Origin of the sequence: Agriterribacter sp. (genome assembly GCF_035497235.1) — a bacterium.
Classification (GTDB): Bacteria; Bacteroidota; Bacteroidia; order Chitinophagales; family Chitinophagaceae; genus Agriterribacter.
This window is the reverse complement of the sequence record NZ_DATJEB010000044.1, coordinates 1-24,353: the sequence shown is the minus strand read 5'-3', so window position 1 is coordinate 24,353 and position 24,353 is coordinate 1. Positions and strand designations below refer to the sequence as shown.

The following is a 24,353-nucleotide window of genomic DNA, read 5'->3' as shown; positions in this document are numbered from 1 at the left end:
GGCTTTCAATACGATTGTTGAAATGACCGCATATAGCAGTCGGAGATTATTTTGATTACTGAATATTAAAATCTAATTTTATGTGAAGTTCTTCGCACATATCACACCTCACTATGCTTTTCTACATAGCAGTCTCCGACTGCGTACCTCCTATGTTCTTCCGGGATTATATCCCGGAAAACTCCTCCTGTTTATAGCAGCATTTAACCCGGTTTGCAGCTATCCAGGCGCCCATAGCCGTTGTTGTTGGTTTTTCATTTTTTTTTGTTCCGCTTTGTGTACTACAGATTTTCATTTTGTAGATGGTTTGTAGTTTTCCCAAGTAGCGCTGGAACCTTTGGTAGCGCTGCCTTGTGTATTGCCAGACCTGCTGCCGTATCATTACTTTTCTCAAATCGCTAAACAAATAACGCCAAAGCTTTGACTCTGTCATGTATCGTTAATTTATCCATTAGCTCTTTTATAACAAAGAAAAAATAGTTTGATAGCACATATTGTGCTTTGAGGGTAGAAGTTATCGTTATGAAATGATGCAAAGTTTATATCTATGATTCCGACCTATGCGCTTAATCCTGTTTTTTAAATACATACACACAAACAAAGCACTTATCGAATTTCGCCGGGGTCTCGCTCAGCACCCTTTCCCACCCGGCGAAGTCCACGGCGGGACGAAAGAATTAAGTGTAAATAAAAAATACAATTAAGAAACCAATTAGCAATAATAAGTTGAAATTTAGATGTCTATCATGAAATCCTCGTTTTCTAATAACAATTATTAATTGTATCAGCATAAGCATAACCGCGGAAAACAATACTGTTAACCTAATATAAATTAAGAACATTATTCCTATCCCAGACTGTCCATCGGTTTGAGGCAAGCCTATTGCTTTATCCGAGCTATAAATTAGCCAAAACAATACTATCAGTAGTAACACAATTAAACCTGATATAACATAATTGTAGAGCTTCATAATTATTCATTCTGATTCGCTGTTCTTTGTCTTTCTGCTTTTTGAAGTGCTGGTACAGTGACAAGAGTCCGAATCTTCTTATTTATCCATCCATCAGCCGCATTAATAAAATCATTAGCATCAACTTCATTTAGTATAGATATTCCTTCTCCATTGTTTTGCTGTGTGAGTTTCCAAGTCTTATATTCAGCTAACATACCAATAAACTTTTTTTGTCCTGCAAAAGCTGCAGTGGTTTCGCCTGCAATATCTCCTCTAAATGGAGTTTCTAATCCTAAATCCTCGGCGGACGCTCCATTCTGAGCTGCCTGAATTCTCTGAAGCATTCTTCTGTCTGCTGCTAAGGTTCTTACATCTTCTACATATCCTTGATAGCCATCACCTCCTGCTTCACTCGCGAACTCCATGTCGTGAGCTTTAGCTATCGCATCCGCAATATCTACTGGTTGCCAAGAAAAATCATATTTCCCATTACCATCAGTTATTGAACCTCCTCCAGAATATAGCCCATGAGTTGATGCACTTTGAATTAAGCTGTTCCTTGGTAAATCCCATCGTTCACCAATTGGTTCTCCACTTGCATTAATATATTGATGTTGAACCCCTTCTCCTTTGGGACCATGTCCGCCTGCATTATATCGTCCAGCCGATGTACCACCAAGCGCAGATAACTGGTTTTCACTCATTTGATAATACACATAGTCTTCGGTATGTATTACCATCCCATTTCCTGCTACTGTATGAATTCGTTTTACATATTCCAACCCATCTAAATCCACCCCGTCAATAGGACGATTGCTTGCAAACTGGTACGGTGTTAATTCCGGATACTTGTTTGTAATGGGATCAACCGACTTAAACCTTCCCAATGCCGGGTCATAAATTCTAAACCCATAATCATACTGTACCGGGCCTTCTTTGTCTTGTTCCTTTCCATTGAATCCATAACGGTAATTATTGGCACTTGTGTAAGTTCTCCCCGGCATCTGCATGCCAAACGGATAATAATCCTGCGCACTCATTACATCCGCTTCATAATAATCTATCGTTCCATTGCCCGCATCATGGCCTTTCTTTTTATCACTCACCGCTGACAGCACATTGCCTAAATGATTGCTTAATTCAAAGAACTTTTTACCTCTTTCAAATATAATTAAACTGCCGCTGTTTCCATAACCCATATTTACCGGCTGCGGCGGTGTTGCCGAAAGCTCCTTGGCGGGCATCACAATGCCGAGGCGACTGCTGCCATAAAGGTGCTGTTCGTTCAGGAATAATTTATTATCACTGTTATTTATACCATACACAGCCATTGTGTTGCCGTTGGCATCGCGTACATACAAGGTAGTGGTGGCAGAGCCGGAAGCCGTTACTGTTTTGCCGATACGGTTTCCGGCTGCATCGTATGTATAAACAATTGTTCCGCCGTTGATTTTAGTAATGCTTTTTATCTTTCCGTATACCGTCCATTCTATTTTGCTAATGTCTCCCGCATTGTCCTTTATTAAATTGCCAGTTTCATCGTAAGCATAATTGCCCGGCTGCTGATCATCTGTATCTTCAGGATAGGCAGCGGCAGGAACCCTATCTTTTACATGGTCTAATTTATTACTTCCCGGCTGGTAATAATAGGCCAGATCATCCATTGCCACTGTTGAACCGAAACCATTTCTGTTATAGTTGAGTATGTTTCCGTTAGCATCATAACTTATGCTTTCTTTATACTCCCGCGTAGCAGTAAGCCCGTTGTCCCATATATTATTAACGGAAGTGTTTCCTTTATAAGCGTCCATACCTGTTATGCGATTAAGCTGGTCATACTGGTAATTATACAAAAGTGGTGCGCCCAACCCGCCAATATTAACCGCCATGCTGCTGATGTTGCCGTTGTACAGTGGCTTATATGCATTAAGCAACTGTAGTTTTGCAGTTAGCCCGCTATAGGCATTGGGTGCGTTAATGGCCGTGTAGTCGCTGCCGTAATAATGCAGATTGAAATGATAAGCATCTCCCGCCACCTGTCCTTCTTCCGCAACTGTACCATTCACACCTTTAAGCCAGCCCTGTAATGTGTAGGCATAGTCAATACCCTGTACCTGGTTTTCGCCTATAACGGCACGGCTTAATGGACCATGTTTATAATACCGGTAGTGTGCGTCATGATCCCAATGCGTTTCATCCGCGCTGGTATACACATCCGTAAGACGATTTCCGGCATCATAGCCATATTGATGATAAAATGCATCGGGCTGTATGATCCATTGCCTGGTGACGGGGTTGTATAAGCGGGGCTGATAGCTTACCCGGTTTATTTTTCCGCTGATCAGGTCGTACCGGTGCGTAATACGTTTATAGCGGTTACCCTGCTGAGCCATTAAACCTGTTGAACCGTAATCCTGCAAAAGCGTATCTATATTACCATGGATATCGTAATTATAAAATATGGCATAATCATAATTGTTTAGGTTTCCTGCTTCAGCGAATACGGAAAAGGAGACACGGTTACGCAGGTTGTTTTGATGCATGATGTATGGCATCAGGTCTTTTTGCAGGTAACTGTCCCCGGCCCGCAGGTCGTAAATTGTAGCGGTTATCTGTTTTTTGCGGGAAGCATTGCTGTTCATCCAGCTTTGCAACTGCACCGGGTTACGGCTTATGCTGTTGTTCATTTCGGGACCGGCATTATTGAATTGTCCTACTTCGGTTATACGGGAGAGCTGGTCATAAAGTGTGTAACTGTACCTCACGCCCGGGCCTTCTGCGCCAGTGGAAAGGGAGGCAGCCTGCTTCGCATTTTGCGACAGCGCCAATCTGCCGAGTCGGTCGTACCAAAACCGGCTCAATCCTGCATCGGGTGTTTGCTGTTGCACCACCTGGTTCAGTGTATTGTAGCGATACTGGGTAATTAATGTATGTTCCGGAACCAGTACATTATTTCCTGTACGGGCTTCTTTTACGCGTTGCAGCCAATGTACATCAAAATTGGGATGAACACCCTGTGGCGGAACGGTTTTAACGAGGTTGCCCGCCTGGTTATAGTAGTATAACGCATAATGATATTCGCTTACCGGCTGATGCACAACAAAGCTTTCATGCCGGGCCGCCAGGAGGCACTTAGCCAGGAATGCGCTGGTAAAGCTGCCGCGAACCGAGTCGTTGTATACAGCATACCGTTCATATCCGCGGCTTATGGCAAAATGGAGACTGTCGGCGCAGGGTAATTCGTTGCGCACTTCAACAGGAACCGAAGCAGCAGCATTTTTACGGCAAAGCAGGATATCAGGATAGAATGGAACCATGTTTGTACTATCACCACAAACATTTAATGCAATACCATTGGCGTTGTATATCGAATCAATCTGTACTGCATTATATATTTCACTCCATTGACTGTTAAAGTACTTCGTAAATTTAGTAATGCAATCTGGTGAAGGGCACTGGTAGCTTTGGGCGTGTGAAGCCAGGTTAGCCGTATCCGTAAAGTCTTCAAAAAATATGAGTTCGTCATTCGTTCCGTAAAGTTTCATCCAGTCCAACTGCACATTGATTCCCTGTTGAAATGACAGGTGTGGATCAATTCTGTCAATAAAGCTTCTTCCATCGCGCGGTGCTTTGAAGATCAGCTTGCCTTCGTAATAAACCCGGAAAGAATCCGTTTTAACCGACATTTTGATAATGCGCCAGTTCTCGAAATCCTTATAACTAAAGGAGGTGTCGTAATACCTTGCTCCGCGTAGCCTGTAGAATGATGCGTTTGGCCGGTTGGGTACAAAGTCAACAGCAAAATCTTCGTCAATATCACTGGTGTCCATATTAATGCTATGTGTGTTGGCGCTTATTACTACATCGCCACCCTGGGAAGGGTCAACGGGATTTTTTATTCTTGCCTCAACCGCATATTCATTTTCAATACAAATACCCTTAAGATTTCTATATCCTATGGAAGAATAATATAAGGGATCTGACCCGGTTGGCATGTGCAACACGCCGGTATCAGTAATTGCAGACAAATTACTTGAAATTACGGGAAGCCCGGTGTAGGAAGAGTATCCACCGGTAACCCAGTGAACAGGAGGGAGCCCGGTATCAACGCCACTGTCATTGATAGAATTATAGTTTGCTTTATAAGCATCAGCCAGGCGTATTAATGAATCTTTCAGCAGGTTATCGTCTCTGCACACATCTAAATGTTTTCCACAGGTATTATAATAAACGGAATCAATCTGCTGGTATGAATAATTCGTTTCTTTTTGCTGGTTATAATATTTTACAAAGGCTGCCTGGCAATCCGGCACAGGTTGCGGGCAAACAAAAGACGGGCTAACCGTTGATCTTGTATCCGTACTGTTAAAGTCATCAAAATAAACCGGCACATCACTACCATCATATACCCGAACCCAGTCGAGCGCCGCCTGGTAATCTAAAAAAGCAAGTGTAAACGCCGGCCAATTACGCAATGGCATCGTAGTTCTGGCTACCTGTTTAATCAGCCTGCCATTATAATAGATACTGATATATGCTGGTTTAACTTCCAGCTTAACTACAGTCCATGCTTTATAAATTACATCCGGGTCTTCATCCATCAATACAAGTCCTGCATGTATATTTACCGGTCTTTCATCTTCAGGATTAATGGCGTTTATAGAAAGCAGGTGAAAGCCGCGGCGGTCTGTTTCCCGCCTGTGCAGCACAAAGCCTGCATTACGATCGGTAAAATAAAATACATCGTCATTGGGGCGCAATACTTTTTTAAGCGACTTAAATCTGAATTCAACGGAATACCCGTTTTCGAGGCAAAATGATCCTGCTATTCTGTGCTGAAAATATACCCAGTTGCGCCCGGTAGTATCGCGTATGGCTTTTGGCCAGTGCAGGTATCCATCACTCACTATTTCATTTAAATCCTTAATAAGCGGAGGATCCATTTCATTGGAATGACAAAAAGCTTCTACCCGGTAGGGGTTCGCGTTTTTGTTGAAACGCCTGACCAAATTGCTGAGGCTGTCGCAACCATTCAGCACTTTTACCTTACAACTATCCATAAACGACAAATACTCCTGCGCCTGTTTCGCAAAACCAAACCGTGTATTCATATAATGGGCGAACAATTGATTTATATTTTGCTGCTCACTTGTGCTTTCTTCAAAACGGGGCACAACATTGGGGTAGGCGTTGGCGAATGCATCAAAACCTTCCTTAATTGCGGTACAGGGTACACAGGCTTTAGCTATACCACACTGCAATTCCGGGGGAAGATAAACAGCAGTGGAAATGAATTTACAATCAATAGTCCCGGAACACAGGTTCAGCAGGGTATCCAGGGTGCCGTTGCGTACAGTAGTATGCAGCACCCGCTTTATATAAGCGGCGAAATTTGCATCATTGTTTTCCTGCGTATACGCATGGTGCAATTGCGTTAATTTTTCGCATTCGCATGGTTCCGGCTTTGTAATAACAGGTTTATGGGTCCATGCCTGCGGTGTTGAATAAGAAGCAGGGAAGCTGATCAAGCTTCCATTGCAATCCTGTACGCCAATAGGAGTGGCGGGGTTGGCAGCGTTGTACAACTGCACATAGTGTGCAAGCACTTCATCAAAGTTCTGAAAGGTATTGGTAGTGCCTGGTGCAATGGAACTCGCGCCCATTATATGTGTTTCATCGGTTCCCTTTGTGCAAACAGTTACCAGTCCGGCTAATAACTGCGTTTTATAAGGCATTAGTTTTTGAATATTGCAGGGTGTAAGTTTTTGCCACCATAATTCGGCATAGCCGGCGCAGGTGCTCTGGTCTGTATAGAAATCCTGTAATGCCGCATCTGCCTCATCTTTGCTATTAATATCATTTATGCCTGTACCATTTTTTATGGCGTTTGCATTACTGATGAAATATGAATGGTATTTGGTTTCATCTATTACAGGGGCGCTGCCGGTATTGTTCTTCACCATTGTTAGTACCAGATCATCCTTTTTTGATTTATACATTGCCCTGAAGGCCTGCCATGCTACATCAAGGCTGGCTGTGCAGCCCTGTGTGCTAAAAGGATCGGTCATTTGCTTTTGCATACATGCTTCATCATCATTGCGGCTGCAAAAGCCCGCAAAGGAAGCGGTATTCCAGATGTCGGCAGTCAGTTCACCGCCTGCAGTTACCTGTTGCATAAATAACTGCATCTGGTTACGCAATATGGGATGCGTTTGAAAAAAAGGATCGGTATTTGCATTGCTGCCCGTAAATAATGTGGGATACCGGCCGGTAAAGGCCGCATTGTTTGTTGGATTGAGATACCCTTTTTGTTGTGCTTCCGCAAATGTTTCAGTGCCAATAAAATCCATATCCCAGTTGTAACTGGCATTTCCTACAGCCGCCTGGTCGTTAAAAACTGCGGTTGTATTCAGTATATTGTACTGCATTCTTTCGGGATGCAGGTTGTCGGCCAGCGTTTCGGCCCAGGAGGGTTCAAAATTCAACACAAATTCCTCTATCGTTAATTGTTGTGGTGTAAGCGTAACCCAATTGCCGTTACGCAGCAGGGTAACTGTTGCAGGCGTACCGTTTGCATGTTTATATTGCAATGAAGAGATGGTATAGCGGTAGTTGCTGTTCCCGGAACTGATGGGTCCGAAAATGCCATTAATATAATATTGCTTACTATCACCGGCGCCGGTATAATCTTCAATATTAGCATATTGTCCGTAAGGTGGCGTTACATCCTGAAGCATCATTATACGCAGGTTATCTGCATAATTTTTTTTGGGGGCGCCGCCGCAAAGTTCTTCACACTGCGCTGATAATTTTGCATAGGCTGCTGTAGCCAATTGCCTGTTGGATGCAAGATTTGCGTTTAAGCCATTATCTGTAATAAACTTATCAATAAATGCCTGTTGGGAAGCACCTAATTGCTGTTCGCAATTATAACAGGGCGTAGCGCAATTATTGGTACTGTTTAAAAATATTTGTTTTTGTTCTTCCACAAAATCCTGTACGGTTTTGCAAAGATTGCTGCCGGCAAAAATCTCCTGGTAGGCTTGCAGCGCCTCGTTGCGAATAGTGAGTTTTTTAGTAATGGTATAACTGCCTTCCTGCAATACTTTCTCAAATTTTTTAGTAAATATTTCCGGAACACCGGTGCAATCCGTATCTATGGCGCCTATAACATCGGTAAACACAAAAGGATTGCCGCCAAATTGTTTATTACCGCAATCATCGCTAATGGTAATTTCAATAGTATAAGAACAGGTGTAACATATATCCGTACCGTTACAATCTTTGATGTTTACATCTTCAGGCAAAAGCGTGTAACTGAATGTATGATTTCCTGTTTTTGCAACCAGCAATCCTTTACTGCTTTCAATAGTAAATCCTTTTACAATATTGTTTGAAGCATCTGTAAGTGTTTTGGTAAGATAGCTATCCTGTTTGGAAGGGAGATCGTTTAATTTAATATCTGCGGGTAAGTAGCCGGCTAATGCAGTGGCGATGGTGCGGCCATGCATATCCATATACGATACGCTGTATTGCCCGTTAGCGTCTCTCACCATATGTTTAAAGTAGTGTGAAGCATCGCCGGCTTCCGTGCCAAATAACGCATCTAATTCAGCCTGATCGGGATTGCCGTAATAATATTTTGTTTCATGGCCTGTAGCCAGCCGGTGATAAGGCCCCAGGCCGCTTTGCGCGGCAATGCGGCCCGTATTGTCCTGCAGGTATTTCGTTTCCGTATAAGGAAAGCCGTTAGCATCAGGGATAAGCTTATTGTTTCCTTCTGTTTTCCGGGGATTTTGCGGCGAGTAATATTGGGCAGCGCCACTCTTCGTGGGATCTAAAGCAGGTGCGGCTCCGTTGCAATAGTTGCGGTTGAATACAAGTTTATCATAATTGTCTTTATAATATTCCGTTGTATTCAGGAAGCTGTTGAACCCCGGCGTATGCTTTATCAGCTTACTGATAGTGGGAGCGGGGAGTACCTGTATAACAGGTTTGCCCTGGTAGTCGTAAAAAGTTCCGGCAACTACGGTTGTATTTTCCGTATTGTCTTTAGTAACGGTTTGGCGGTTTCTCAAACTGCCGTCAAAATATTGTAAAACGCTTTTGCGTTTGCCCTCCTCAGCAAAGCTTGTTGATGCCTGCCAGTTCAGTAGCTCTTCATGGCCCTGTTTGCATTCAAATGTATTAGAGGCGCTCCACCTGGCTTCCGTACGCTGCCCTGAAGGCTTTACCTGCACCGGGCGCACCCTGAAAACCAGCCAGCCGTGGTTATTGTACAGCAGCGGAACAGGATATTGGTGCACCGTATGGTTTAAGGTAACCCTTGCCGCGTTATTTTTAAATACATTCTTTTCAAAATATGCACTGCCGGGTGTGCCATATACATTGGCATTGTATGCCGGCTGATCAATGTAAGCCCATTCCAGGTCGTATTCATCTGCGCCCTCTGCCGGTTGCCAGAAAACATCCAGTTCATCGGCATCATTATCCAAAGGAGGATTAAAATTGATTTTCTGAACTTTATTTTCATCACAATCAAAGCTGTATATTCTTTCGATCTGCAGCTCATTGCTTATTTTCAGTGATGGCAGGGGGTCCCATCCCTGAGCGCTGGTGGTAATGCTTACTATTTTGAGCCTCACCCGAACGGCATTTTCAAACACAAAGCTATTTTTTGCGTTGAACGGTTTTCCCTTCGCGGTATCGTAGTTAATAGTGAGCGTTTGATTTTCAGCAAGAGAGTCTTCGTTATAAGCTGTGGTTTTAAAGTTATAGTATAAACGGTATGTTATTGTTGCTTCAAAAGGTGATTTCAGAAAAAAAGGAGATGCTTCGTTAATGGAAAACGTAATAATATTGCGGGTAAAAGTTGCTTCAAACTTATGCGGGTTGCGTTGCAGGTCGGCATAAAAGCCTATGTCCTGCACCTGGGCAAAAGAGTCCGGTTTTAATTGGCCAAGGCGCCCCTCAAGCGGAGCTATAATAGCAGGCTCTTCAACCGCCCAAACGGTATTCAGGAAACCTATTCCCATTATCAGCATGCACAGGTGTTTTAGCATAAGCCGGGTGCTTTTTGGTGTCAGTTTTTGGTCTTGCCTGCTCTCCGCCTCTTTTAACTTTCACTTCCTTCCGGGAAGAAGGGGTAGTGCATCAGCTTCAGCGGAGAGTGGCAATGACCTGGTGTTGTTATTCCTTTAATGCAGCAACAATATGACATTCATCCAAAGTGTCTCCTTTGTTTGGTCTGTTATTTTCAATACACATTGTTTACCACTGAATAACTTTCATAGTTAGCAACGGTTGACCATTTACTGTTTTTCTTTTTTATAAATTTTGAGTAATCAAAAATGCTTTCTTTAAAAGCTGCTTTGCTATGCGCTAAAAATTTAGCGGTAACAATAATGCCATTCGGTTTTGTTTTACCGGTTTCAAAACTTTGCGTTGCCCTTTGTATATAATCTATTCTTTTAGGCAGAAATGTGTTTTTGTTATAGGTGATGGAACAACGGCTGTAACCAGATGCCGGGGCGAAATAAAATACTAAGGTTCGGGTAGCTTTATTGTCTGCAATTGATACAGAATCTATATTAGCTGCTATAAAAGCGGAATCCCAGTCATCAATCAGCAGCCTTCCTTTTTCAATGTGTGCAGTGGCATTGGTGAGCACAATGGTTTTTTCGTTGTGATATATGGCAGCGTTCACACTGTCGTTTTGAATAAATTCCATATTATCTGTTTTGCAATAGTAGTTGCCGCCTTTTATTTTGAAATAAACAGTAAGAACATCTGCTATTTTTTCGGGATTGCTTTCCATCGCGTATTGGTATTGTATGGTAAAACTGTTATAATCCGGCCCCGAATAAGCGTTCCTGATTTGTTGCAATTCTTCTGCAGCGCGGTCAAAATGCTGGGTATAGCTGTTGCCAGTGATCAGCAGCAGCAATAAAAGTGTTGTTGTTTTTTTAAATGGTATCATGTTGATATAGTTTTGCACCCGCGGTACAACGCTTCCTTCGTTGCACACCGGCCACGTTATTTTTCTTTCATTTTAAAATTTTCAAATTATCACATTTTTATATTCTACAACCCCCATCCGGTACGGGTTTCCTTAATTGTTTTTATACCGCGCTCCGTTTCCTTCTTCACCCGTATTACTGATCCATCGTCATCGTATTCATAAAATGTGGCATAATTGTTTTCGTCCAGCTCGCTCATCAGCCGAAGGCTTACCGCATCGTATACCAATGATCGCATATTGCCATTGTATGGAAGAAAGCGCCAGTCGTCAAAAAATATTTTTCCCCGATTGCTCCCATCGCCTGCTGCTTTCAGGTATATCTCCATTTTTTTAGCGCCTGCCGGTATCGTTATCGCTTCTTCAATTCTCTGCCAGCCCTCAATAATATTTCCGGATGGTTTCAGTATATCGCGCTGTGAAAAGTAGTTACCGTATTGGTCTGTGTAATACAGCTCAATTGACGCGTTTGCATAATTATCACACCTGCAGTCTGCCTCTTCCTTTGCCCATGCACTGAGCAGGTAAGTATTGCCTGCGATGGGCGCAAACTCATCATAAATGATATGGTTTGAAGTTCTTGTACCCTCCCAACTTATACAACGGATAGTGTTTTTAACAATAGCCGCTTCCGCTGTACTTACACTGTTATGAAAATTGCTTGCAGGAATAATTTCAGGATTTGCAGCATTGGGCTTTTTCCAGTTAAGAACGGCAAGCCCTTCTCCTTCGCCATCAGCATGCTCTACCCTTATTTTATAGTATTTGCCATGGTACAATTGTACAGGATCACTATACAGGGATGCATTTCGTGCATTGCTAAAATATACCGGGTCATTGGGAAAAGCATTCAGTACCAGCTTATCATTTATCCACAGTTTAAAAGAATTATCGGCTGCCACACTAAACCTGTAAAGGCCTTCGGGATCTGTATTTTCCGCACTGTTACCTTTTCGCAGGGTCATGTAGCCTTCCCATACTACTTTATAAAAATGCTGGTTCCTGGTTAATCCAAGCTGGTTCCGGGTTGTACTTCTCCTGTCGTAATTAATGTTTACCCGGTCTTTTGTAACAGGCGCCGCAGTGCCGGCGCTGTAATTGTATGCATCCAGTCCGTAATTGTCGTTCCAGTAATTGTAGTTGCTGTAAACGGTGGCTTTTAACCCGGCTCCGTTATTCACCCGGTTAATGGTGCTGCGGGTAGTAGTATCCGAATTAAACTGCAGACCGTAAGATACTCCTGTGCGTAAAGTATCGCCCAATGGTATCATTATTTTTGCATCGCTCCCCACAGGAATACCGAGGCTGAATTTTCCGCTATGGGCTTCTTCATTAACAATGTAGCGTTGTAATGCTCCGGCAGGTATATGTTTTTGAATGGCGCAGGGTACATCACATTTGTTATTATTGTATTCATAATCTTCAAACCCGTCAAACGCGTGTTCCGCATATGTTGAATTTTGAGTAATGGCAACCGGCATACTTTCGTGGTATCCATACTGCACCGCATTGTATCTGCCAAGCGGATCTTTGTTTTCCGTTTCAAATCCCCTGCGGTTAAATTGTGTGCTTTGTGTATTCCAAACCCAGCGAACGGTATCGGAACCGGCGGTTATTCCGTTTGCACGGAATATCCAGTAAGGGTTAAACTGGTTTATAGTACCATCGGTACGGATATTTGTGGCGCCGTTGTTTGCCGGAATATCTGCTTCCGTTCTGTTTTCATAATAATTGTACGCCTTGTCCATACGCCAGTTACCCAGTATGCCCCAACGGTAGGGATTAGTGGCAGTATCGGTTATTTGTGAAATACAGGTGTCTGTAGCAACTGTTTTCCCGCAATAAAAAGAGTCGCATTCCTGTATAAGTCTTTCGCCGTTGCCGCAGGCTATATATTCAATGGTTAACTGCGGAGCCGTGGGGCAGGAAATATTTAGTTTGGCGCCGGCATCATAGCCATTTGTTACATTACTGCAACCGGCACATGAAGGAATAACCAGCGCCGGTGCTATCGCCTCAACGTTTTGCTGCACCTGCAATGACGGGCTGGCATTGGTATTGCTACTGCCGGGCGCATATGCATTGCATCCGTTTACATAGTCCTGTATATAACTGTTGGTTGCCCAGAAGCAAACGCGTACAGGCTCAGTGGTAAGCCCCTCCGGCGCTTCCGGACTTATCTGGATATAAGCGTCCTGGGCGGGTTCCCTTATCATTCCGGCTACCATATTTTTTACATCCACAATAAAGCTGTTCTGTTTTTTTGTGGCGGGAATAACCGCTTTGGTTAATTCATCGAGACTTCTGTTATTGAATATGTTTTTCGTTTTTGTGCTGTTATCAGAAAGGGTATTTAAATCAAGATCATTAAATAGGCTCTTATTGGTAACCCGGTGCAAAATAGCGTTGCTTGGAAGCCTGCCGGCATTAGGGTCAAGTAGTTTATGCGGCGTTGCGGCATTATGGTCACGGGTAGTATAATTCCAGTCAAACCCCCTGCTGTCACTTTCTTCATGCAGCCCGTAATGCGGATACAATGCAAGACCTGAACTTACAATAGTAGCCCCGGAGGGGATGGCTGCCAGGTCAAATTTCAACCAGCTCTTTTCCCTGCTCAAATACGCGCAGGCTCCCCTGGGATTTCTTTTTCTATGCAATGATTCAAAATAAGGGGCATTGGTATAGGCCCTGTATTCCGTACCATTAAAGGAACAACCCCTTCCACTGAGCTTTTGATTATAATATATGGAAAATGAATTTACCGGGTTAAGTACTATTTTCTTCACCGCGCTTGTTTTTGTAGTAATTGTCAGCGGCTGATACCTGGCATCTTCCACTTTCCATAAATCTTTGTACGATTGCGCTGTACTGTTAGTTACGCCGATGGTGTTATCCAACACTAATTTCCATTTCCCGGCTACCTGCTGCACAGGGTTCTGCAAACTCAGGATATTGCCAACGCCGGTAGCGGCCATATTGCGCCTTCCCGAACGCAGTATTTGCAAATCGTTTCCCGTTCCGGTGAAAAACCTCCCATTTTCGTCAATGAAATACATGCCGGTTAATCCTTTATGGTGCTGAATTTTAGCGGCATGCACGGCCCATATTTTTTTAGCAACCGCGGGTATCATTACAGGCTGGTTACAAATACCAAAGCCGGTGCATATATTTATGCCGTTACTCTCCAACTGTTTTTCCAGCCCGTTAAACACTTTGATCTCATCGCCGCTTTCAAAATATTTTTCAATACCAGGATATCCGGGAGCAGTAATGATCTTACCATTACTGAAACTGATATTATGAAATACCGCGCCAATATTACTATATGCGGCTCCCATACCGCTATAGGCCCAGTGTGCGGGGTAGTTGAACTGGTATACCGGATCGTTAAATTCGTTTTGTGTTTTGGTTAGCAACACATCTCCCGTTTCGCCATCATATAAAATATTTTCAGTTGTAATTAAGCTGCCTTTTTCGTATACCATTATCTTATCAACAATGCCATAGCGCTGTACCGTTTTAGTTACAGCCGCCGAGCGAAAGCGGTTCATTTCAAAGTGGGGTATAAGCCAGGGAAAAGGTATGGTTACAGGTAAAATACCAATCACAAATCCGTCTATATTAAACTCCATACCTGCACCCTGCGATTTGAACTCCTGCTCCCGCATATCAACCATCAGTTCAATATCCTTTCCCATTTCGGCCTGCATATTAATATGCCCGTTGGCAGAATCTGCAACCGCAACGGTGCCGGATAGCCGTTTAATTTCCGCGTTCTCATCCTGCACCTTGTAATAGTACTTCGTATAGGCTAAAGGGTTACCGGGATCATTTTCAGGATAAGAAGCGGTACCTTTCAGCTTTCCGTTCATATCATTGGTCTCTATTTTAAAGCCCTGCGAAAAGGTCAATGCTTTTTTGGAATACAGGTTCAGGATTTGCAGGAGATTTTCCGAATGATATTTTCTTTTTTCAAGCGGCGTATGCTCCACTATAGTAGGAAAATCATACGTGGTATAGAACTCCGATTCTTCGTAACCGTTTGCAGATTTGATATCCTTGTAATGAATGCTCCGGGTTCTTACTTTACTGTATCCAACGGAAGCGGAAGGAAAGAATGCTTCTCCCAGCGGATGTTCCGAATACATATTATTAACCGGAGCTAAAGGCGCTATCTGTTCATTATATTCTATAGGTTCCCTGAAAGGATTTTCTTCATTGCCTACAACAGGTTCATAGCTTGCCACCCCGCTGCTCATTATCGTTTTAACGCCATTAATATCTTTAACGGTGGTGTAATCATATTCCTGTCCGTATGTTGCCTCCTGTTCCGCACCTCCTGTCATTTTGTTCCAGTTGTCATAAACGGTTATCCGTTTTACCCTTAAGCCATCGCCGTATTTTTTATACTCCGGGTTATTTAACCGCACAAAAGATTGCGCGGTATTTACTTTTTTTGCCCAGCCCCTGATCCTTGCCTGCACAGGAAATTTCAGAAATAGCTCACTGATATTGCCCATTACCGCAAAGGTGGCTTTTACTACCGCCAGCGCGTCAAAGTTGCCGTTAAGATCGGAGCCTGGATAAGCTTTGGATGGCAGGTTAAGTTTTAATACCTGCAACGCGGTTTTGGCGAGCGGACTTGCCGCGCCATCGCCGGAACTTATTATATCTGTTCCTTTTATCTTAATCCAGATAATGCTATTGTCGGCAGTTAATCCATAATCCTCATATTGGGCATAGGTAGTAACCTGTTCGTTACCGCTTCCATATATGTCGGCAGGCATTTGCACCCTTAGCCGGAAATACAATTTTGTAGTGCCGGATAAATACTTTTCAAAAATTTCCTTTCGGATGGCAGCGGGCAGGGTAGCGCTGACGGCGGATGGCAGTTTGATAAATACATACCGGTAATCTTTAAACGCTTTTTCCGCCGTACCATATAAATCACTGCTCATATTGCCCAGGCTGGCAGCGCTGCCAAAGCCGGCAATAGTGAACATTTGCATGGCTCTCCTGTTTTGCACATAAGCGTAATCGTCTGATTCATATTGTACATTCAGCCTTCCGCCGGAAGGGAGTATGATGTCGCTTAAGGTCCATGCCGCCGCATGTATGGCAGCTTTTGCACTGTCCCATTTGCCATTGTTTGTTTCATTACCGCTTTGAAGCGTATAGGGATAATCGGCATTGCTTATTTGCGCCGGGTTGTTCCGGGCATCTTTATAATTTCCCCAGCGGTCGAACCCTTTAGGATCATAGGCGGGATTATACGCCGTTTGGGGATCACTGTCAGACTCATTCACGTTCTGCGGATGATACAGAAAGACATATGGGTTTTTTTGACCTTTATTGTTTTTGTTATAGGTAAACCATATCTTTTTTAAAGTAAGTTTTCCTTTGCCCGGAGCAGCAGAAGGAACGCCCCGGCAAAGTTCATCATTGTATTCAAAATGAACTGTTTTTACCGGTTTAGCCGCTTCTTTATTTTTAATATAGTCCGCCTTGCTGTATACGTCAATTTGTTTAAGGTAGCGGAGTGGCTGCTGCATATCCGTTCCGCCGTTTTCTCCTTTCAATCCAAAAGCGTCTTCCCGTAGTTCTCCCTGCTGCGGATCATTCAGCGTAAAAGTGGCAATCATTGATTTTGATTCAAGCGAATGCAGGTACCATATTTCTTTTTGCCCGTAGATATAACTTCCTTTATCATCGCTGTAATCTGTTTTCAACCCTTCATTATAAGTGGCTTTATTTTCGGCAAGGGGCGTACGCCAGTGAAACAGTTGACTGTTTCCATACGGTCTGCAGTAATTAAATTTTACTGCATCGCCCATATCGTCATCTGTTATCCCATCGCCTGTTTTATCGGCATAGTTGGCAGAAACAATTCCTGTAAGCAGAAAAGAATGCGCATAGGGCGGTATATCCTCTGCTCCGTAAAAATTGTCTTTTCCTTTGGTATTGTGTGTTGTATTATCTGTTCCGGGGCTGTATTCCGCCAATCCTGTTTGTATATCAGCATCAGCTTTATCTACACTAAAACTTACGGCTTTCTGCATCGTATTGTAAACGGGTAGTCCGTACACATACCTTCTGCCATCCGCATTCAGCACGGTTATTTCGGAGAGGTGATGTTTTTTGCGAAAAGATGTAACGCGGCTTTCTGCCATAATGGTTTTGCAATTCACCTGGTTAGGATCATTGCAAATATCACCATCACATTTACCCGCAAAAAAACTGTTTACCGGATAAATGAATATGCTTTTGTCTAATCCAAACAAGGCCGCATCGGCAGCGGTTAAATAGCTGATTACCTGGCTGCGCTTATCCCTGAAACGTTTTAGCGTGTGCAGCGAATCTACCTTTATTTTATTGCCGTACGGCAACAGGTTTTTATATGGCTGGAGGAAAGGAGAGAGCGTTGGGTCATCATTCGTACTCATTACGGGTAATACAGGGTCGGTATCACCCAGCTTATCGTAATAACTTTGCGGGTTGATGGTTTTTTCGGCCGGGTTCTTAAAATATACCGCTTCAAAAGTGCTGTCGGTATCTTTAAATGGCAGTTGCGCAGACAGTAGATTAGCTTCTGCCCATGCCCCGTTGCCGGTTACCGCCGCATTTACGTGTACATCATAACCTGCATGCACAAGGTTTCCGGCGCCAAGGTCCAGCGAAATACTTCCGTCAACACTTTTGGAACGTATAGCAGCATCTCTTACAAAACCAATATCTCCCCGGTAAGGACGAAACATCCCACCCGTGCCTTCTCCCGTAATACTATACACATCATAGGTATAATTTGGGATGGCGATATGCGGAACCGGAGGGGTAGCGTGGTAGGTGAGTTCTTTTTCACGGTTATAATCGAGCAACGCGTTTGAAATATCGCGGGCTTTTTGATAATACATGTAACCGAAAGCAGGAAATTCCTGTTTTTTATCATCTTCGGCTATATATTGCCGTGAAAAAAATCCGCCGAAGGAAATATTAGGGTGCGTGCCAAAGACTTCTCCCCCGGGTTTGAGGTTGAAGCTGAACTGGTAGCTGGTAAAAGGTATATTGACAGAGGGGGTATAGGCCTGGTGAGCAAATGAAATATTTACCAGGTTGCGTGAAGCGGTATACAAAGCACCGGATGGAGATAATTCATTATTGCGCGTGTCATTTTTATATTTCAAACGACCTGTTGAAGCAATGCTTAAAGATTGCAGTCCGCTGCGGGTACTGAAAGAAGTGCTTGCCGAAAATCCATTAGATTGTATGCCGCTCACTTCCGCGTTCCTGTTCCTGAATTCCATTGCAAAAGAAGGCGCAATACTTACGCCACTCTGGGAATTGGATTGCAGTCCTATACCTGCTGTAAGTGAACCCTTGCTTCCAACAGACGACTGGTAGCCCACAGAAGCGCCTGCTGAAATACCTATGCCTTTGTAATTATTATAAAACAGGGAACCGTTTAAACCAATATTAAAATTATTCAGCTCCAAACCAAAAAGTTCAAGCCCCAGTGCCACATTGCCGCCTGCTGTCCAGTTAGGGCGGAGGGAGCTTGTTTTCGTAACTACATCTTCTCCGTTAAAATCATCCGGGAGCCCCCGCATGTTCCTTCCTATAGCGCCGGGGTTAATGTTCCATCCCAGTCCTACCCAACTGGCTTCCTGGTCCATAGTTATGCCGCTGCGGTAATGAATGTTTACGGCATAGCCGCCTACATCTGCCAAAGGAATGGAATAGGAAAAATCGCCGCTGAATAAATCTACCAGGTTATTGCTGTTTACGCTTTGAAAGGATTGCATTTCCGGCTGCCCCGGACCTGGCCCTGAGAACTTATTTTTTTCCTCTCTTTTTTGTATCGCGGAACTTTCCTTTTCTGGAGGAGCGGTTCGTGTAATATTGCCGGGCATTGCTACCGGGTAGTGTGCAGCGGCATTAGCCACAATAGTGCGTGCAAGGATTGGTGATGGTGAGGTATGGGAACCTAACGCGTAAGGATAGCTGCTTTGAATAAAAGTGTTGCCCCATGCGCTGCTGTAAAGCGTACAGCAGAATTGTAAAAAAAATACTAACAATAAAGTAGCAGCGGCTCCCTTACGGTGCCTGCTTAAAAACAGGTGGATCATTGAAGTGGTGTTTTTCTAAGTTAGTGTCGTATCTGTTTTACTTAATCTTATTCCTCCTTCAGGTATATAAATTTCAAGTTCCAGTTTTCTTTCCTGCTGTTTATTATTTCCAGCAGGTATACCTGTGTATGCCTGAATTTTCCTGTTGCATTAAATTGCATTTCAATAAAGTTTTGTCCGGGCTTCATATTTATCTGCCGGCTTTCCACTTTTTTTTGTTGCCCGTTCTGCCATTCATATATGGCCACGCTTACTATTGAATCGCCTGCTTCATTATTATATTCAAACTTCATATTGCCCCGGCATATGTAGGAATAGGCATTGTAACCCCTTGCCAGTTTAGGATAGGCACTGGTATCTTTCATAGCAGCGGGTGAATCATTTTTAATGCTAAAGCTCCATGCTTCCGTTTGCTGCGTGTATACTTCACCGTTTTTAGCTATGATTTGCCATACATACTGCTTCCCCGGCTCCAGGGGGTGTGCGGAAGAAGGGTATAGGTGGTAAGGTGCGGTAAGATACCGGTGCATATATACCGGCGTGTTTTTCCGAATGGCCTCATACGCATTCTGGCCTTTCTTCATCTCTGCCAGGAGCAGTTCATACCGCAATTGCGGAACCATTGCCGCGGGTGCGGGAGGCAGCCATGTAAAGCTGGGATAAGCGGTTTCTATCCATGCAGTATCCGGTGGGGAGATCAGTTGCGGAGGTGAAAGCGGCGCTATCTCCACCGGCTCACACGATTCGGTAAAGGACTGCAGCGATTTATCATCGTTGCCAATAACGGTATAGCAAATCATGTATCTTCCTGCAGGCAGCAGATCTGCAGCTCCGCTGTTTGGCATCGCATTTGCACTGAAATAGCTATACTGAACAGGTGCTATATCGGTTTCTTTTATTGAAGCGGCTCCTTTGGCAGGCGTAAATGAACGGGAGATGCCGGTTGCTATTTTTTGTCCGCTAACGATGTCTGTCATCATCATTTGTACCTGCACTTCCCCGCTGTAATTATTGCTGTTGATTAAAAGCAGGTTCCACAACTGTTGCTGCTGCAGCAACCCTGCCGCCGGCAACCGGGGCATTACTATTATTTGCGTTGCTGCTGTAAGGTTTGCAAACACCGCTATGAAAAATAATATACTGTTTATCAGGTTGCTCATATCCCCTTTTTAAAATGTTTTGGAATAAACGATCCGGGCCATATCATTGGGTAGCAGTGTTTGCGATAAGCCCGGTAAAAAACCCCGCTCAAATGCGATGCTTATCCCGCCCGGTTTTGCCAGTTTCGCCTGCACATTACCGTAATAGCCCAGCCTGTTGCTATAAGGGTTCATCCTGTTCCATTTGAGTCCAAAGCCCGCGTTCAGCCATTTGTTCAGCCGGCAGCTTAGTCCTTCATCAGCGGTGGTTAAACGGTAACCAGTGCTATAGCTTACTGCAACCGAGCTGCTGAACCTAAGCCTGTTGCCGGTAACACTATGACTTATCATCCATGTGCGGGCATTATAATAAACGAAACGCTGTTGCTCCTGGCGATTAAAGAACCGGGTATACATAGCCGTTGTAAACAGGTAATATTGTTTAAGCCTGTATGTATAACTTACCGTTACCATAGCCATATTAAAACGGGTTTCCATCATTTCATTTCCTACTTTACTTAGTTGCGAAGAAGGCATATAACCTGCTGTAACCACGGGCCATTTCTTTATATGCAATGTTGCCTGTATGCTTTTAAAAATGGTATTGCTTTTATAGTTGTAAATAGTATAAGGTGAATGGTATGCATTGTTCTTTACCACTGCGGAAATAAACAATTTTCTTTTAAACAAAAACTGATCTGCGCTTACCTGCCAGGCAGCATATTGCGCATTGTAATTAAAAACAGTAAAGGATTGAAAGTTAAGCCCTATGCGTTTGTATTGTCCGTAAATGCGGGTGCCGGTAGCAGGGATACCGGAGAAGAACTGTATAGCATACGCTTCGTTGCTGCGATCGGACAAAGCGGATTTCTTTAACGCGCCTCCAACGCTATTTTGTAAGGAATGGTATTGGGGATAGGAAGATTTGGCAAGTTCCGCAAGAACATAAGTGTGCTTATTGAAATAATACCTTCCCTCAACCGAAATGCCCAGCACCCTGTTGGTTAACGGTTGATGGGTATTGGTAAAGCCCTGCACCTGTTTCCTGCCCCTGTATAGGGTGAATATTAAATTATTGCCTTCTTTTTTCCCCATACCGATTCTCACCAGCATTAGGTATTGTTTTATATTTCCATTCCGGTTGGCAATAAAATCGCGGTAGCGATAATCCACCGTACCTGCGGCCACAGCGTAGTAAAAGCAGGAATTGTATTCTATGTTTACACCGGTAACGCTTATGTTTTTTGCTGTAAGCTCAGCGTAGTCAATGCTGCTGCGGCCAACAGCAATTTTTGTTATAGCCATTAGCTGTTTTACCCGTTTATAGATTTTGTTACTGTCTAATCCATATTTTTTAGCCTGAGCCTGCAGCACTGCAGGATCGGTTGTTGCATCTACCAGTTGCCTGGCGGAATCTGTTGCCAGCCGGGTTAAGGCTTTCGCTTTAATGTATTTTTCTTCCCATTGTTTCACTTCTTCGGAAACCTGTTTGTATTTTTCCTTTTTTGCTATATAAGCTTTTAAATAATCAATAGCTTTTTTCTGTTTGTCGTTCATTACGTTCCGGGTACTGGAAAATGTACCCTGGTTTTTTAAAGCCGCAATTTGTTTTGCCTTACCCGAAAGCGCAGCTCCTTTGTGCATCCATCGGGTATGATCCGCATGTTCTCCTTTATGGATAAGCGCATTTTGCATTGTGTTCTGTAAATAAGCGTTTATTCTTTCTTCCGGCATCGCTTTACTGTACTCCGAAATATCCCCGTTGCCGGTGATAGCTGCAACAGCCTGCCTGTTATCGGCCAGTTGCTGCACCTGGCGGCCATCCTGCAGCCACTGAGCGAGTTGCTGCTGTAAAGCATATTTCTTTTGTAGTTCGTCATGTAGCAACCTATCAGGTCCTTTACGGTTGATCCTTTCTGTTATTTCTGCTTTTAGATTTTCCTTTAAAGCAGATTGAAAAGTTTGTCCGTTGAATGCAATAGTGGCATCTGTATAGTTTTTAAAAAGCGGAGAGTTGCTATGGCGCGTTTGGATATGAACCGCTACGGGCAACACTTTTTTAAGCATAGCGTGTATATTAACACGTAGGCTGTGCTGCATAATATTGGCGCCGGCATGAGGCGTATCAACCACGGAGCGATAAAAGAAATCATAGTTTATGTTGCCATGCAAAGTGGGACCGGTATGCAAAACGGCTGGTTCTTTTGCAATAACCGGCTGAGTTTGAACGGGTAAAAAGGAAACCCGGAGTGTCCGTTTAGAAAAATAATTCCCCTTACAAACACCGGCAATAAAAAGAAAGTAGTAAACGGTGCTGTCATCTCCATTATAATATGCTTTAAAGGGAAGTATTAAGCCATCACCCTTAATATTATAGGTTGCTGGTAATAAATGAGGTGGGGATGACAGCACATTGTTCAACTGCTGCGCAATGGCGGGCAAGGGGAACAGGCATAGCAAAAACAATATAGTTTTGGTGTTAGCCAAGGTGTTTTACAGGTGTGGTGTTAGCAACTAAGTTTCAATACTAAGCTAAAATAAAGATTGATTATTTGCAAATTAATTTCAAAATTTTTTCAAAATAAATTCTATTTCTTCAGGAGGGCATTGCCTTCATTTTCTATCAGCTTTCATTATCAATCATTTGTTCACTGTCAAAATGAATCACCCATAATTACCCTATTTTTTTCGCCAGTAATCATTTGCGGCGGCTACCGTTTGAAAATTAATGGCCACCACCTGGGAAGCGGCTGTTAAGCTATCCGCATTATTAGCGTATTCCGGACGTAATTTGTGTAACACTTCTGCATCTGGCTGGGTGTATTTTACTCCCCTGCGCGAAAGCGTAACAGCAAGTTCGAAACCTTCCTGTGCTGTTGCTGTAATAAGCGATTGTAACCAAACATCTGCCATGATAAAATTATTTTAAAGTAAAAAAACTGTACTGCTGAAGGTATGAAAAAGAAACTATTAAAAAATTTGATAGTTGTAACTTTAGGTTTCACATCGTTTATTTACCTGCCCTTCCTAAATTATACTTCATGAAAGTCACAAATCCTAAATTGCATATAAAGCAGGAATTAGTGAACAGTATTACGCACGGATTCGGTATCCTCTTCGGCATTGTTTGTATTCCCATCCTCATTGCTATGGCAACCAAAAGCGAAAACACACCCGGCATTATCGGCGCCGCTATTTACGGGTTTTGTTTTTTAATGGTATTTACTTTTTCTACGTTGTACCACGGTTTTCAGCATCCTCAAACTAAAGAGGTGCTGCAAATACTTGATCATATCAGCATTTATTTCCTCATTGCAGGAACCTATACGCCCTTTTTGCTCATTTATATGAACAATACATTTGGCATTACATTGCTATCTGTATTGTGGGCGCTAACAGCATTGGGTACCGTATTTAAAATATTCTATACCGGGCGATGGGATAAATTGTCTACTATCATTTACCTGGCAATGGGCTGGATAATGGTAGCAGGCGGACGCACTTTTTTTGTAGCCCTGCCACAGCCCGTGCTGATCATGCTTATTATAGGTGGCGGTTTGTACAGCATGGGGGTTATTTTTTACCTGTGGGATAAATATACCTATAACCATGCCGTGTGGCATTTTTTTGTGCTGGCAGCAGCCATTTGTCATTATGTAGCCATTTTACTGGCGGTGTAAGAAAGGTTTGGCGGCAGATGGTAACCTACTCTTGCGCAAATAATATTTTGCCTCATTTATACGTGAGAAGAGAAAGGACAAACTTGAGATGCTCACATTTCCCGTCTGTCGTTTCACGCTCAACACTGCCATGCCGCACTATATTTCATCAGCGATTCAGCGAGTAAATACTATCTTTATCCATCAGGGATTTCAGAGTGGTACTAAAAAATATTCTTCGGGTTAATTCGTGTGGGATTGGCGGGTAGAGATAAAAAGCCCTTGCGGGCTATCGTAATACTTTTAAAGTATATTTGTTACCATATTTTTCGGAGAAAGCCCGCATTTAATGGTAAACAGGCGGGCTTTTCCGTGCTGTGAAAATAGGCGGTTTATATTGGGTAACAGGCACAATTATTCAAATACAGCAAAGAATGTTGAACCGCCGCAGCAGGCTATCG

8 protein-coding genes are annotated in these 24,353 nt (G+C 43.3%); 1 reads left to right on the top strand and 7 read right to left on the bottom strand.

What is annotated here, in order from left to right:
- Positions 1 to 166 precede the first annotated feature (166 nt).
- From VL121_RS15865 to VL121_RS15835, 7 genes are all read right to left on the bottom strand, one after another.
- The gene (locus tag VL121_RS15865) at positions 167 to 433 is read right to left on the bottom strand and encodes a hypothetical protein (RefSeq protein WP_325407114.1); all 267 of its coding nucleotides are present in this window, start codon (positions 431 to 433) and stop codon (positions 167 to 169) included.
- Between the two features lie 540 nt (positions 434 to 973).
- Entirely contained in the window at positions 974 to 9,997 is a 9,024-nt protein-coding gene (locus VL121_RS15860) for an RHS repeat domain-containing protein (RefSeq protein ID WP_325407112.1), read from the bottom strand.
- Positions 9,998 to 10,209: 212 nt separating this feature from the next.
- Complete coding sequence (locus tag VL121_RS15855; RefSeq protein WP_325407110.1) at positions 10,210 to 10,932, bottom strand: LolA3 family protein; 723 nt, start codon at positions 10,930 to 10,932, stop codon at positions 10,210 to 10,212.
- A 104-nt stretch (positions 10,933 to 11,036) separates the two neighbouring features.
- On the bottom strand, positions 11,037 to 19,094 hold the full coding sequence (locus tag VL121_RS15850; RefSeq protein WP_325407108.1) for a PA14 domain-containing protein: 8,058 nt from the start codon (positions 19,092 to 19,094) through the stop codon (positions 11,037 to 11,039).
- A 47-nt stretch (positions 19,095 to 19,141) separates the two neighbouring features.
- The gene (locus VL121_RS15845; RefSeq protein ID WP_325407106.1) at positions 19,142 to 20,254 is read right to left on the bottom strand and encodes a hypothetical protein; all 1,113 of its coding nucleotides are present in this window, start codon (positions 20,252 to 20,254) and stop codon (positions 19,142 to 19,144) included.
- Positions 20,255 to 20,263: 9 nt separating this feature from the next.
- Positions 20,264 to 22,720 (bottom strand): hypothetical protein, encoded by a 2,457-nt coding sequence (locus tag VL121_RS15840; protein ID WP_325407104.1) that lies wholly within the window; start codon positions 22,718 to 22,720, stop codon positions 20,264 to 20,266.
- Positions 22,721 to 22,912: 192 nt separating this feature from the next.
- Positions 22,913 to 23,146 (bottom strand): hexameric tyrosine-coordinated heme protein, encoded by a 234-nt coding sequence (locus tag VL121_RS15835; RefSeq protein ID WP_325407102.1) that lies wholly within the window; start codon positions 23,144 to 23,146, stop codon positions 22,913 to 22,915.
- A gap of 128 nt (positions 23,147 to 23,274) precedes the next feature.
- Between VL121_RS15835 and trhA the strand changes: the two genes are divergently transcribed.
- Positions 23,275 to 23,913, top strand: coding sequence for a PAQR family membrane homeostasis protein TrhA (gene trhA, locus VL121_RS15830; protein ID WP_325407100.1), 639 nt, complete (start codon positions 23,275 to 23,277; stop codon positions 23,911 to 23,913).
- Positions 23,914 to 24,353: the final 440 nt, after the last annotated feature.